Here is a 13,149-nt window from a genome sequence, read left to right as displayed (position 1 = left end):
CTTGATTATTGGTCATTGAAAAATTAGTCATCTTCATAATCTAACCCTGCGGCACTGTTATAAGCACCTTGAAGCTCAGACAAAGCATGCATATCACGTTTTTGTCTAGCGGCGTTCATTCCTGTCTGATATACTTTAATCCCTTCTTCTTTTTGTCCCAGTTTTTCGTACAACTTGCCCAAATGGTAATACGTTCCCACATAATCTGGATGTTTTTCTGTTAACTGAAGGTAATATTTAAGTGCCTTCTCCAAATCGTTTTGTACATTATATTCAGTGGCAATAGCATATAGTATGAAACTGTCGTTTGGATCGGCTTCCAAAAATTCAAACAATTTGGTTAATCGCTGGTTTTCCATTTTAAATCCCTGCTTTTTTAATTAAGTTTGTGTAATTTATAAGTACCACAAATGTGGTCGCTAATTGTTCTTTTCCAATAAAAAACTTACTTGTTTATATAAATTCTAAATTATTTTATGAAAATAGATTTAGATTGTATAACATTGTAATATTATGCAAGCATAACAATTTTAAATTAAAGCAATTGTGAAACTGTCATGATTTCAAAAATAACAAATGATTAAATCGTGGCGGATTCATCATCGATGAACAACAAAAATTTAAACAGATGAAAATATTAGTTTGTATCAGTAACGTTCCAGACACGACGACAAAAATAACTTTTACAGCCGATAATACCCAATTCAATACTGCCGGCGTACAATATATTGTTAATCCTTACGACGAGATTGCACTTTCTCGTGCTATTGAGCTTTGCGAAGGCGGAAAAGGGACGGTTACCGTTATTAATGTTGGCGAGGCAGCTACAGAGCCAACAATTAGAAAAGCATTAGCCATTGGTGCAGACGATGCTGTAAGAATTAACGCAGCACCGAGAGATGCTTATTTTGTGGCTACTCAAATTGCTGAGTATGCTAAATCTAATGATGTCGATATCATTTTATGTGGAAGAGAATCTATTGATTACAACGGTTCTCAAGTTGCTGCAATGGTTGGCGAATTGTTGGATATCCCATCTATTTCTATCATTAAAAAATTAGACTACGATGGCTCTACCGCAACTATTGAGCGTGAAATTGAGGGTGGTAAAGAAGTTGTAAGTGTAAGCGGAAAATTTGTAGCGAGTTGTGCCGAAGGTACTGCAGAGGCGAAAATCCCTAATATGAGAGGTATCATGTCGGCAAGAACTAAACCATTGCAAGTAGTTGAAGCTGTAGCAGTAGAAGAAGTGGGGAAAATCAGCAAATTTGAAACTCCTGCTCCTCGTGGTTCGGTTAAGTTAGTTCCTGCGGAGAGTGCAGAAGAGTTGATCGGTTTATTGCATAGCGAAGCAAAAGTAATATAACCCCTACATCCCCTAAAGGGGACTTTTAGTTAATTAGATTATCATCAAATATTCTCCCATTGGAGATTTCAAATAGATTAATATGTCAGTATTAGTATATGTAGAACAAGTTGAAGGCAAGTTCAAAAAATCAGTTTTTGAAGCAGTATCTTATGCAAAAGCAATTGCCGATCAGCAAGGAACTAGTTTAAGTGCCATTTCAATTGGCAATGTTGCAGATAGCGAGCTAAATGAACTTGGAAAATATGGTGCAAGTAAGGTTTTAAAAGTTGAGGCAGATCAGCTAAAAAACTTTGTAAATCAAGCTTATGCCTCTGTTATTGCAGAAGCAGCAAAAAAAGAAGGTGCAAATATCGTAGTGCTTTCTAACTCTTTCTCTGGAAAAGGTTTGGCACCTCGTTTAGCGGTAAAACTTAAAGCAGGTTTAGTAGATGGTGCGGTAGATTTACCTACTTCAGAAGGTGGTTTTTCAGTCAAAAAAACAGCTTTTTCAGGTAAGGCTTTTGCTATTGCCACTTTAACCTCAGAAAACAAGGTTATCGCCTTAAATCCAAACTCTTTTGGTGTTAAAGAAAATGCTGCTAGCGTAGCTATTGAGGCTTTCAGCCCTGAAGTAAAATCTAGCGACTTAACTGCAATTGTAAAAGACATCGTTCGTGCAACCAATAAAGTTTCTTTACCAGATGCAGAAATTGTAGTTTCTGGAGGTAGAGGCTTAAAAGGTCCAGAAAACTGGGGAATGGTAGAAGAATTGGCAGACTTATTAGGTGCAGCTACAGCTTGTTCAAAACCAGTTTCTGATGCAGATTGGAGACCACATTCAGAGCACGTTGGCCAAACTGGTATTGCCATTAGTCCTAACTTATACATTGCTATTGGTATTTCTGGTGCAATCCAACATTTGGCAGGTGTTAGTTCATCAAAAGTAATTGTGGTAATTAACAAAGATGCCGAAGCTCCTTTCTTTAAAGTTGCTGATTATGGTATTGTTGGCGATGCTTTTGAAGTGGTTCCTAAAATAATTAGTGCATTAAAGGCACATAAAGCGTAACTTTGTACAAGAACCCTTATCGCTCACAAAACGATAAGGGTTAATTTTGTGTATGAAGAAAGTAAAACTCGACATTGTAGGATTATCATATAGCCAAACACAATCTGGCGCTTACGCTCTAGTTCTTGGCGAAGTTAACGGAAGAAGAAGGTTACCTATCATTATTGGAGCATTCGAAGCGCAGGCCATTGCCATCGAAATTGAAAAAATGTCTCCTACTCGACCGCTTACTCACGATTTGTTCAAATCATTTGCCCAAGCATATCAAGTAGAAGTTACCGAAGTACTTATTTACAATTTAGTAGATGGTGTATTCTTTGCAAAGCTGATGTGCAGTAAAGATGGAGAACAGGTAGAAATTGATGCCCGTACCTCTGACGCCATTGCCATTGCAGTAAGATTTAATGCTACAATTTATACTTACGAGTTTATTCTATCCTCAGCAGGCATTGTCATTGAAGGTAATGATTTCCTTTTCCTAGAGAATATGGATAGCTTAACTGGCAATACCGCTACTCCTGAAGAAGTTCACAAAAGTCCGGAAACCACATCAGGTTTTCAAAGTTTTTCTTTAGAAGAATTACAGGAAAAACTGGAGAAAGCTTTAGCCGAAGAGGCTTATGAAAAAGCTGCTCGAATTAGAGATGAAATTAATAGACGAAATGCAGGCTAATAGCCCGCATTTTTTGTTTTTAAGTGAACAACAGAAGCTTTTATTTTTTCTGCATTCGAAGTAGTAAAAGATTATTTAGGATTTAGATAAATTAACATTTTGTATTTGTACCAAAATTTAATATCTGTCAAAAAAATCCTATCTTCAAACCTTTCAAAACAAACTAAACAAAAGATAAAATACTTATGAATATTAAGCTACGCTTAACCATAATGAGTTTCATGCAGTTTTTTGTATGGGCTGCTTGGTTAATTACCATCGCTAACTATTGGTTTGGCACTAAACGTTGGGATGGTGCACATTTTGGTATCATATTCTCTACAATGGGAATAGCGTCGCTATTTATGCCCACACTCACTGGTATTTTAGCCGATAAATGGATTAATGCCGAAAAACTCTACGCTATACTACACCTTTTATATGCCGGGGTAATGTTTTATTTACCACAAGTAGACAGTCCGCATACTTTTTTTTGGATTATTTTATTGGCGATGTGTTTTTACATGCCTACCATTGCATTGAGCAACTCTATAAGTTACACTACTTTAAAAAATAGTGAGTTTGACGTTGTTAAAAGTTTTCCTCCTATACGAGTATGGGGAACGGTTGGTTTTATAGTAGCCATGTGGGTAACCAATTTAACAGGTAGCAAAGCAAGTGCTAACCAATTTTATATCGCTGGCGTGGGCGCTATTCTTTTGGGACTTTATTCCTTTACACTACCGAAATGTTTACCTTCAAAATCTGTATCGGAAAAAGCAACTTTTGTAGAAAGCTTAGGCTTAGAGTCATTTAAGTTATTTGCAAATTATAAAATGGCTTTATTCTTTATTTTCTCTATGTTTTTGGGTGGCGCATTACAGTTAACCAATGCATATGGCGACGTTTTTTTAGACGAATTCAAGTTATTCCCTATTTACGCTAACTCGCTGGTTGTAAAATACTCTACGTTAATCATTTCTATATCGCAAGTCTCAGAAACCTTATTTATTTTGGCTATACCGTTCTTTTTAAAACGCTTCGGTATTAAGAAGGTAATTGTGATTTCTATGCTAGCTTGGGTATTTCGCTTTGGATTATTTGCTTACGGCGATCCCGCTGGTGGCCTATGGATGATTATCTTGTCATGCATAGTGTATGGTATGGCATTCGATTTCTTTAATATTTCGGGATCTTTGTTTGTAGAAACATCAACTACAGCTAAAATACGTTCATCTGCGCAAGGTTTGTTTATGATGATGACCAACGGTTTTGGTGCTATCTTAGGAAGTTTATTATCTGGATGGATGATTGACAAATATTTTACTAAATTTTATACAAATATTAAGTCTACCGCCGACTTAGTAAGTTCTGATATTAATAATGAGCACTTACATAAATTTTTGGGTGATAAAGGCATTAGTGTTTTAGCCGATGGAAGTTTAAGTCGTGCATTAGACGTAAAAGATTGGCACAACATCTGGCTAAGTTTTGCGATTTACGCTTTAATAATTACCGTACTTTTTGCGCTAATGTTTAAACACAAACACACACGAGCGGAAGAAGAAGCTATCAATAAAATCAGTCACTAATTTATTCCAACCCGATGTCATCCGTTAAGCTTAGAAAAGAGAAAGATTGTTTAAACTGCGGTCACCATGTAGAAGAAACTTATTGCCCGCATTGCGGACAAGAAAATATAGAGCTAAAAGAAGATGCATGGCATATGATTACCCATGCTATTGCAGATTATTTTCACTTTGAGCATAAGTTTTTTGGTACGATTAAACCTCTGCTTTTTAAGCCAGGCAAACTAACCGTAGAGTATGTTGCTGGAAAACGAGCTTCTTTCTTACATCCCATTAAGCTTTATATTTTTGTAAGTATTGTGGCTTTTATCATTTTACTTGGTGGCGATAAAAAACACAAGAAGAATGAAGTAGTTGGCACGAAAAAACCTGTAGATACTGAAAAAATAGATACCGCTACTATTTCTGAGATTGAAGAGGTTAAGCAGATTATTAGGTACATTCCAATTCCTAAATCGCAAAAAGATAGCATTATTAAGGTTGCAGAGAAAGATATTAAAGAAAAAGGCTCTACTTCTTTTGTACAAATAGATAATAGCATTGGTGGCAAAGGTATTTTTAAAGGACTTGCAGCTGCACAAAGTTCTGTAGAGGAATATGAGAAAGCCCAGTTAGCTTTGCCAAAAGAAGAACGCGACAATTTTATTCAAAACTACTTCAGTAAAAAATCAATAGAGTTTAACAATTATGAAAACCCAAGAGAGAAATTAGAACAGGATATTTTTAAGTTTATTCCTAAAATGATGTTTGTTTTATTACCGCTTTTTGCACTGATTTTGAAATTGGTTTATATAAGGAAGAAGCGCTTTTACTACGAGCACCTCATCTATTCTTTCCACACGCATTCGGCTATTTTCTTAGTTATTATTTTAGCTACGCTGATTAATTGGCTGACACATTTTGTTTTCGACGTGAGCAATTGGGTTAACTTTTTAGCCTGCATTTATGTGATTTGGTATATTTATAGATCGTTAAGAACCTTCTACGGAAGTTCAAGATGGGTTACAGTGTTGAAGTTCTTTTTCTTAAACTTCTGTTATAGTATATTATTAACTATCTGCTTCTTGATAATTATCGCAATTAGTTTTATTGGCGGATAATTAAAACTTTGTCAATCTTAATTTGCAACATTGCCAGCAAGATTGAGCTATTAGAACAGGCTTTTGTTAATTAAACGCGATTGAAGTGAAAATACTTTTTGTCGTGTCATCCTGAGCTTGCCGAAGGATTGTGTGTTAATAGATGCTTCTATAAACTCAGCATGACAATTATTAATGGCAGTGACTACAAAAAGATTGGAACGGAAAGCGGGACTGATGTTTCCGATGAAAATGTGCTATTACTTTTCTTATAATTAATCTATGCAAACTGATGCTGAACCCGTACGTACGGGACAGCATGACGAGGCAGCTATTTCAGCATCGGTTATATAAAACCTTTAAACGCAAAAAAGCCGGCAATCCACCGGCTTAGCATTAACATATTTGGTTGTAAAGAGAGTACTTGGTTACATGTGCTTATCTACATCGCCAACGTAAACTTGACGTGGACGGCCGATAGGCTCTTTATTTTCCCTCATTTCTTTCCACTGAGCGATCCATCCTGGTAGACGACCTAATGCGAAAAGAACGGTAAACATTTCTGAAGGGAAACCTAAGGCTCTGTAAATGATACCCGAGTAAAAATCTACGTTTGGATATAATTTACGATCGATGAAATATTGATCTGTTAAAGCTGCTTGCTCTAACTTCTTTGCAATTTCTAAAACTGGATCGTTAATACCTAAGCTTTCTAAGATATCATCGCAAGCTTTTTTGATGATTTTAGCTCTTGGATCGAAGTTTTTATAAACGCGGTGACCAAAGCCCATCATACGGAAAGGATCGTTTTTATCCTTAGCTTTCGCAATCCATTTGTCGGTATCGCCACCATCTTCTTTAATTCTTTCTAACATTTCGATAACCGCTTGGTTAGCACCACCGTGTAACGGGCCCCAAAGCGCAGAAATACCTGCAGAAATAGATGCGTAAAGGTTACAATCTGATGAACCTACAATTCTCACCGTAGAAGTAGAACAGTTTTGCTCGTGATCTGCATGAAGAATTAATAGCTTGTTCATTGCACTTACTACCACTGGGTTCGGTTCGAAATCTTCGGTACGTTGACCGAAAGTCATCCAAAGGTAGTTAGTGATATAATCGTATTTGTTTTTAGGATAGATGAGTGGGTGTCCTAAAGATTTCTTATAAATGAAAGCCACAATGGTTGTCATTTTGGCCAACATTTTAATGATGGTTTCGTTCTTTTGTTCTTCTGATTGATTAGGCTGTAAACTTTCTGGATAGAAGGTAGAAAGTGAGCAAACTAAAGAAGATAATTGAGCCATTGGATGAGATTTTGACGGATAACCATCAAAAAACTTCTTCATATCCTCATGGATCAAGGTATGCATACTGATATCCTTTTGGAATTTCTCTACGGTTTCTTTCGAAGGTAATTCTCCGTAGATCAATAAATAAGCAACTTCTAAAAATGATGCTTTTTCAGCTAGTTCTTCGATTGGATAGCCACGATATTTTAAAATACCTTCTTCTCCATCTAAAAACGTGATGGCACTTTTAGTAGCACCTGTATTCTTATATCCAAAATCTAAAGTAATGTGACCCGTAAGATCTCTCAATTTTGAAATATCGATAGCCTTCTCGCCTTCTGTCCCAGTAATTACTGGGAATTCGTAGGTCTGTCCATCTATCTTAATTTCTGCAGTAGTTGACATATATCTAAAATTTATATAATTATAAGTAGTTATTTTCGTTTATAAAAATTTAAGCCCAAACAATTATAGACTTGTTACAATTTTTTGGATTTTCTAATTTCGTTTTAATTTTTTGGGTTATTTTGCTTTAATTTCTTCTGCAATTCTGCCACATTCCATCATTTCATCTCCGTAATACGGATTCTGAATTTTCTTTTCTGATGAAAGCCAATCACCACCATCGCCGTTATTTGCCATTGGACAGTGCTGTACGTAAATTGTACCAGAAGTTAATGCCGCATGTTTAAATATCGGAATTAGTTCCACATTTAAATCTGTAAATGCTGCACGCTGTGCTTTAATATCTTTAGCATCGGCAATTTTGCCAGCAATTTTAGCTGCATTTTCACATCCTTCAAAACCTTTTAAAGCTGTAGATAAGTTGCTAGCAGCTGGTTTTGCTGTTTCATATTTAGTGCTAACCAACTCGTCCTTTAATTTAATGTAAGCAGTATAGATCTGCTGCAATTTCTCGTCGCTAAAGTTAAGTGTGTTTACAACCGTTGTATCTGCTACGGCTAAAGTAGTAGTATCTTTGGTTTCGGTAGATTGTTGATTGCTATTACAAGCCATTAATGCCGATAAAGCTATGGTTACCAAACCAATGTATTTTTTCCCTTGCATACGTGTTTTTATTTTAGATTGCTATTTGGAAACAATCAGCTATAGGTATGTTCTGTTTTGTGCTCAAAATAGCATTTATTATTCTAAAAACACAAAAAAGCCCCGATAAATTTACCGAGGCTTAATAATATTATATTGTGATTATAATTTGTTAACGCAACAATTATAGTTTAAAACCATAAGCTAAACGTAAACCTACATAACCGTTGCTCATACCGTCTCTGCTTAAGCCTTCATATTTTACACCTAAGTCTAAACCGTTATCCCAAGCGTAACCAACCGCAGGCGAGTACACAAACGAAGTTTTAGAACCTTCTTTGGTACCAAATGCAGCACCAGCTTCTGCTAAGGCATATGCGCCAGCTCCAGATGGGCTAAAGAAATATTTTAAACCTGCCTTTGCTGGAATATAACCAACGCTTCCTCCACCCCATTCATCTTTAATTTTTAAATTAGTGTATCCAGCAGTAATTGGAATAGATAATTGTCTGTCTAAGTCAACTTGGTAACGTAAATCACCACCAATTGCGAAACTAAAACCATCTTCTGTGGGCACGCCTACGCTTAATCCGATACCTAGTTTTTGTCTAGAAGGATTAGTTGGTTCAGAAGCAGTTTGAGCGTTAGCGTTTGTAGTTACGAAGATGGCTAATGCAGCTACTGCGCTTGCCATAAATTTTGTATACTTTTTCATTGTGTTTTCTATTTGTTTTCATTTGTAATGAAGCTATCACTAGAGGATGGTTTCATTATGTTTCTGTTAATGTAATGAGCTATCAACAAGTGGTAGCGTCATTATGTTTTTAATTTTATTTTAATTTTTTCGACTAATATTTTCACATCATTAGTCGTCAAAAAACATTCAAACAGCGTGCCACTCCGCACTAAAAAAACATCAAAAAACAAATTCAAATAACTGAAATACAACATCTTAAAAATATTAAACTTTGTAAAAAAGATGATATAATCTACAACCTAAAGGTGTACTAAATAACAAACACTTTGCCTACGCAAGTTCGTTATTCCAAACTTTAAGTTCGTTTAGGCTGAAGTGATAGTTTACGGTAACGCCCAAATGCTTTCCATCAACTTCATCTCCTTCGCCACTTTTTCTACGAAATTTTCTCTTATCTTTTTCGCTCTGCCAAATGGGCTTAAGTTCAGATGCTAGTCTGTAATAGAACTGACTTTCCTTTTCTCCTAACACACAGGGTCTATTGAGCAATACCCAAAAGATAAAAACATGGATTTTCTTTTCTTGTTGTAACTCGAAATAGCGATTGAGATCGCTCAGGTTTAACGCAACAGTTTCTGAAGGCTTTAAACCACTTTGTGGAAGTGCTTTTTCAACACTCATGAAAGTGCGTCGTTGCACTTTTACTTCAATATAGAAATGTGCCCCAGCCTTGTTTTGTACTTTAATATCAGGGTATCCTTTTTCGTCAGCTTTTACAGCTTTAAATGGTGTAAACTGATTGATATGCTGGATGAGAAGTTGTTCGTAATGCTCAGAAAATGCTGCATCATCAGCAAATTGATAGTTCATTTTGCTAACGCCATCGCAAGGAGTTGGACAAACCTTGCAATTGAACACGTTGGGTGCTATTTGCAAGTACTTATTCATAGGTTTAGTAGTTGGTAATGATAAGGTGCGTTACTTTCCTATCATTACGCCCACGTACATTATAGGTGTAATTCTTTCCAAAAGTTACGATTTTTATTTGAGGATGTGTATAAATCTCTCGGATAAATTTAGTTTCCTTAATTACAACCATCCATTTTGCAGGGCAATTTATTAGGAAATTAGCTAACCTAGTTTGATCTGATTGCGTAAAAGCATTTTGGTCATATTCAGAAAATTCGCTATCGTACGGAGGATCTAAAAAGATAAAATCCGTAGGCTTCAACTTATGATTGTTCAGTAGCACCTCAAAATCTAAATTAAAAATTTCGGCTTTGCTGAAAAGTTGTTGAGTAGGTGCTGCAAATATGAGATCGACTTTTTGTCTAAAATTTTTCTTGTTATAAGCAATACCTCCGTATGGAATATTAAATTCACCTTTTGCATTAAACCTAAACATAGATGCATAGCAAAATTCCCTTACAAAATACCAGTTTGCAGCGCTTTGCGCATCCGAAAATAGTTGCTGATTTGCATTTTTATTCATCAACATCCTAAAAAACAGATACATACCGCTTTTAATTCCAGTTTCAAAATGGTCTTTTAACTCAGCATCATTAAATATTCTATTTTCTTTTTTACAGATGCGCTGGATGCGTGTTGCCTTATCTAATAGGCTATCTTTTAAATATGTGATGAATTTATTCGGCTCTACAACGAAAGTTTCTTTTTTTAAAACATCTTGTGTATTGACTAGTTTGGGTAACTCGAATTCGACCGCTTCATGTAATGATTGCATATCTGCCTCTTGATTTACCAACTCAACAAATAAGGAACCTGTTGTTTCCCACAGCTGCTTAGCAAGCGTTGTAATTTCTTCCCAAGCACTGGCGTACTGATAAAGACATGTTTTGAATTGAGGTTGTTTAACCTGCTGATAAAACCGAATAAGGTCGGTGCTTTTATCGTTGATGATCACAGGTGTTTTTGGTTGCAGGGCGAAAAAAACACCTCCACCACCAAAAAAAGGTTCAATATAACGTTCAAAAACAGGGATATGATCTTTAAATAAAGCGAACTCTCGATACTTCCCTCCCGTCCATTTAATGATTGGCTTTATTTTTTGATCCATAGAACGAAGATGCAATTATTTTAGAAATTCTTCCTTACCAAATCTATCGCCTCTTCTTTCAACGCCTGCCTGTCGTCACCCGCTAACAACCAATGAATTTTAACGCCATCCTTTTCCATCTTTCTAAAAAAAGTCATTTGACGTTTTGCAAATTGACAAATTGCGATGCCCAAGCGATCTTTCAGCGTTTCAAAATCAATTTCATTTTCTAGATAAGCGACAATAAACTTATACTCCAAGCCATAAAAAATCAACATCTCTTTGCTTACACCTTTGGCGAGTAATACTTCCACTTCTTCTATTAACCCGTTAGATAGACGAGTATCTAGCCTGTTGAGAATTTTATTCCGTCGGGTTTCTACTTCATTATACAAACCAACTACAAATGGATTTATAACAGATTTTTTTTCAGGTCGATAATCGTTTTTACTTAAGAATTCAGCAATTTCAATAGCCCTAACTAAACGTTTTGAAGAGCTATAATCTGCATTTTTACGTAGCTCTTGAGAATAAGTATCCAGTTTCTGTTGAAGTTGAGCCTTATCCAAAACCAACAATCGTTCCCTTAAACCCGCATCGACTGGGATGGAAGTTAGGTCGTGGTTTTGCAACAGGCTATGAATATACATGCCCGTACCACCGCACAAGATCGGCAACTTGGCTCTGTTGCTTATGTCTTCGAAAGCCTGATAAAAATCGTCCTTGAAAGCATTTACGTTATAATGTTCGCCAGCATTTCTAACATCAATTAGGTGATATGGAATTTTGATGCCATCAATTGAATATTCAGAGAGGTCTTTACCAGTGCCGATATCCATCCCTTTAAATATTTGTCGGCTATCTGCGCTGATTACCTCACCGTCGAAAGATTTTGCCAATTGTACTGCCAGCTGAGTTTTTCCAACTGCTGTTGCGCCAAGTACAATGAGCAAATTGTTTTCAGACATTTGTGTAGAGTAGATATTTGAGGTTTCCTGTATTAAACGTTTTTACAAAGCCCTGCTGGTTCATAAAATCGTCCAAATTTAATACATTTTGTTCGGCAAAAGCCGATGATATTTTTTTTGGCAAACGGTGCGCCTGTTGTCGCTGCATAGATTTTTCGTCTACATAGAAGAACAAGGGCTTAGTTTGTCCTATCGCAGTAAAACCAAGCTTATCGTAACCCTTCCCTAAAGACCAATCTCTATCTGCGTAAGTCATTAAGTCGTTAACTGTAACTTCTTCCGAAAAAGCTTTGATCAACTTACCTAAGCCACCAACTATGGTGAAACCACTTTTTGTGGCGAACCTCACCAACTCTGCAGATTTGTAATTTGCACCTTTACTTTTCATTTGTCTAGGTGCTGCAAAACATGCCGCAGCCACCAATTCATCACCTAAAAAAAGTCCGTAATTGTGTTTGGTTTTAATATAACCTTGCAAGTGGTTAACATCTAAAAAAGTCCGAGTTTCGCTTAAATCTAAGGAGGTTACTTTAGTTTTCCTACCGTGCAAGGACTGATTTAAGCCGCAGAATGAATGTAGCCTGCTCATTATTTGATTTCTTCTCGTGGCCCAAACATCTTCCCATAAATGAACTAAAAAAATACCCTGCTGCTGATAAGCTATCTGTAAAGAGAGCAATTGTTGAGGAGTAAAATTACTGTTTAAAGGCACCAAATGTACATAGACCTTTTGCTGCAAAGCAACAATATAAAATGGATTTGCGCTAATGGTCTCTACCGCATGATATTTATCCTGAATAGTTAAAAAGAAATCTTCCTGAAATAACGGATTTATACCCATTCGTTTTGTTTATATGCCTTATAACCCACTTCCAAGGCTACGGCAATGTGGTCCATTAAAGTTTCGTCTAATTTTTTAAAATGAAAACATGACTTGCCTTTCAATAATTTCAACAGGTCTGGATGCAAGAGTTCTTTCACCTCTGGATTGGTATAAATGAGCATAAAATGAAGTGTAACACTGCTCTTCATTATCTTTAAGCCCGCAAAGTAGATCTCGTTTCTTTGTTTACCTAACAAGGTTACGTTTTTATCACTCCAAAGATCATATTCCGTATCCGAGTTTATCCGCGAATTAAACCCCAACGTTTCGTAAGGTTGCATTGCTGCCCTAACCGTTTGAAAAATTTCAATTAAATCTGTTTTCATCTTTTTATATTTAGATGTATTGCTATTACAAAGTAAATGCTTTTGTTATGGAAACAAACCTTAAACTTAAAATGTTCGATTTTTTCAAAGAAAAACGCCCAAACTCTTAAGCTTGGGCGTTTACGAATATATGATGGAGTTTA

The 13,149-nt window shown here is 36.1% G+C and carries 14 protein-coding genes; 5 read left to right on the top strand and 9 right to left on the bottom strand.

Annotated elements, in window-relative coordinates:
• Positions 1-23: 23 nt before the first annotated feature.
• The gene (locus AC23ME_RS15025; RefSeq protein ID WP_487728594.1) at positions 24-359 is read right to left on the bottom strand and encodes a tetratricopeptide repeat protein; all 336 of its coding nucleotides are present in this window, start codon (positions 357-359) and stop codon (positions 24-26) included.
• Positions 360-628: 269 nt separating this feature from the next.
• On the opposite strand from AC23ME_RS15025, the gene AC23ME_RS15020 reads away from it, so the two are divergent.
• From AC23ME_RS15020 to AC23ME_RS15000, 5 genes are all read left to right on the top strand, one after another.
• Positions 629-1,366: an electron transfer flavoprotein subunit beta/FixA family protein gene (locus tag AC23ME_RS15020; protein ID WP_487728593.1), complete on the top strand. Its 738-nt coding sequence runs from the start codon at positions 629-631 to the stop codon at positions 1,364-1,366.
• Positions 1,367-1,448: 82 nt separating this feature from the next.
• On the top strand, positions 1,449-2,417 hold the full coding sequence (locus tag AC23ME_RS15015; protein ID WP_487728592.1) for an electron transfer flavoprotein subunit alpha/FixB family protein: 969 nt from the start codon (positions 1,449-1,451) through the stop codon (positions 2,415-2,417).
• Positions 2,418-2,469: 52 nt separating this feature from the next.
• The gene (locus AC23ME_RS15010) at positions 2,470-3,090 is read left to right on the top strand and encodes a bifunctional nuclease family protein (RefSeq protein ID WP_487728591.1); all 621 of its coding nucleotides are present in this window, start codon (positions 2,470-2,472) and stop codon (positions 3,088-3,090) included.
• Between the two features lie 185 nt (positions 3,091-3,275).
• A complete protein-coding gene (locus AC23ME_RS15005) occupies positions 3,276-4,661 on the top strand; it encodes a nucleoside permease (RefSeq protein WP_487728590.1) in 1,386 nt (461 codons plus the stop codon).
• 14 nt (positions 4,662-4,675) lie between these two features.
• Complete coding sequence (locus AC23ME_RS15000) at positions 4,676-5,758, top strand: DUF3667 domain-containing protein (protein WP_487728589.1); 1,083 nt, start codon at positions 4,676-4,678, stop codon at positions 5,756-5,758.
• A 407-nt stretch (positions 5,759-6,165) separates the two neighbouring features.
• On the opposite strand, the gene AC23ME_RS14995 is transcribed toward AC23ME_RS15000, so the two are convergent.
• The 8 genes from AC23ME_RS14995 to AC23ME_RS14960 form a co-directional block, all read right to left on the bottom strand.
• Positions 6,166-7,434 (bottom strand): citrate synthase, encoded by a 1,269-nt coding sequence (locus tag AC23ME_RS14995; protein ID WP_487728588.1) that lies wholly within the window; start codon positions 7,432-7,434, stop codon positions 6,166-6,168.
• Between the two features lie 117 nt (positions 7,435-7,551).
• Positions 7,552-8,097, bottom strand: a complete 546-nt coding sequence (locus AC23ME_RS14990) for a DUF3347 domain-containing protein (protein WP_487728587.1) — start codon at positions 8,095-8,097, stop codon at positions 7,552-7,554.
• Positions 8,098-8,260: 163 nt separating this feature from the next.
• Positions 8,261-8,791 (bottom strand): hypothetical protein, encoded by a 531-nt coding sequence (locus AC23ME_RS14985; protein ID WP_487728586.1) that lies wholly within the window; start codon positions 8,789-8,791, stop codon positions 8,261-8,263.
• 312 nt (positions 8,792-9,103) lie between these two features.
• Positions 9,104-9,721 carry a hypothetical protein gene (locus tag AC23ME_RS14980; protein ID WP_487728585.1) on the bottom strand — a complete coding sequence of 206 codons (618 nt, stop codon included), beginning with the start codon at positions 9,719-9,721 and terminating at the stop codon, positions 9,104-9,106.
• Between the two features lie 4 nt (positions 9,722-9,725).
• Positions 9,726-10,850: a DNA adenine methylase gene (locus AC23ME_RS14975; protein WP_487728584.1), complete on the bottom strand. Its 1,125-nt coding sequence runs from the start codon at positions 10,848-10,850 to the stop codon at positions 9,726-9,728.
• A 20-nt stretch (positions 10,851-10,870) separates the two neighbouring features.
• A complete protein-coding gene (miaA, locus tag AC23ME_RS14970; RefSeq protein WP_487728583.1) occupies positions 10,871-11,797 on the bottom strand; it encodes a tRNA (adenosine(37)-N6)-dimethylallyltransferase MiaA in 927 nt (308 codons plus the stop codon).
• Positions 11,790-12,638 carry a hypothetical protein gene (locus tag AC23ME_RS14965; RefSeq protein WP_487728582.1) on the bottom strand — a complete coding sequence of 283 codons (849 nt, stop codon included), beginning with the start codon at positions 12,636-12,638 and terminating at the stop codon, positions 11,790-11,792. The genes miaA and AC23ME_RS14965 overlap by 8 nt, the downstream gene beginning before the upstream one ends.
• On the bottom strand, positions 12,629-13,006 hold the full coding sequence (locus tag AC23ME_RS14960) for a hypothetical protein (RefSeq protein ID WP_487728581.1): 378 nt from the start codon (positions 13,004-13,006) through the stop codon (positions 12,629-12,631). Before AC23ME_RS14960 ends, AC23ME_RS14965 begins: the two co-directional genes overlap by 10 nt.
• Positions 13,007-13,149 lie beyond the last annotated feature (143 nt).

It is taken from the genome of Pedobacter sp. T50_32 (genome assembly GCF_057652195.1).
This window is presented reverse-complemented; position numbering and strand designations above follow the sequence as displayed.

Bases quoted from the DNA above. Each gene is read 5' to 3' on its own strand.
- AC23ME_RS14995 (WP_487728588.1), bottom strand. From the start codon at position 7,434: ATGTCAACTACTGCAGAAATTAAGATAGATGGACAGACCTACGAATTC.
- AC23ME_RS15000 (WP_487728589.1), top strand. From the start codon at position 4,676: ATGTCATCCGTTAAGCTTAGAAAAGAGAAAGATTGTTTAAACTGCGGT.
- AC23ME_RS15010 (WP_487728591.1), top strand. From the start codon at position 2,470: ATGAAGAAAGTAAAACTCGACATTGTAGGATTATCATATAGCCAAACA.
- AC23ME_RS14965 (WP_487728582.1), bottom strand. From the start codon at position 12,638: ATGGGTATAAATCCGTTATTTCAGGAAGATTTCTTTTTAACTATTCAG.
- AC23ME_RS14980 (WP_487728585.1), bottom strand. From the start codon at position 9,721: ATGAATAAGTACTTGCAAATAGCACCCAACGTGTTCAATTGCAAGGTT.
- AC23ME_RS14985 (WP_487728586.1), bottom strand. From the start codon at position 8,791: ATGAAAAAGTATACAAAATTTATGGCAAGCGCAGTAGCTGCATTAGCC.
- AC23ME_RS15015 (WP_487728592.1), top strand. From the start codon at position 1,449: ATGTCAGTATTAGTATATGTAGAACAAGTTGAAGGCAAGTTCAAAAAA.
- AC23ME_RS14975 (WP_487728584.1), bottom strand. From the start codon at position 10,850: ATGGATCAAAAAATAAAGCCAATCATTAAATGGACGGGAGGGAAGTAT.
- miaA (WP_487728583.1), bottom strand. From the start codon at position 11,797: ATGTCTGAAAACAATTTGCTCATTGTACTTGGCGCAACAGCAGTTGGA.
- AC23ME_RS14990 (WP_487728587.1), bottom strand. From the start codon at position 8,097: ATGCAAGGGAAAAAATACATTGGTTTGGTAACCATAGCTTTATCGGCA.
- AC23ME_RS15025 (WP_487728594.1), bottom strand. From the start codon at position 359: ATGGAAAACCAGCGATTAACCAAATTGTTTGAATTTTTGGAAGCCGAT.
- AC23ME_RS15005 (WP_487728590.1), top strand. From the start codon at position 3,276: ATGAATATTAAGCTACGCTTAACCATAATGAGTTTCATGCAGTTTTTT.
- AC23ME_RS15020 (WP_487728593.1), top strand. From the start codon at position 629: ATGAAAATATTAGTTTGTATCAGTAACGTTCCAGACACGACGACAAAA.
- AC23ME_RS14960 (WP_487728581.1), bottom strand. From the start codon at position 13,006: ATGAAAACAGATTTAATTGAAATTTTTCAAACGGTTAGGGCAGCAATG.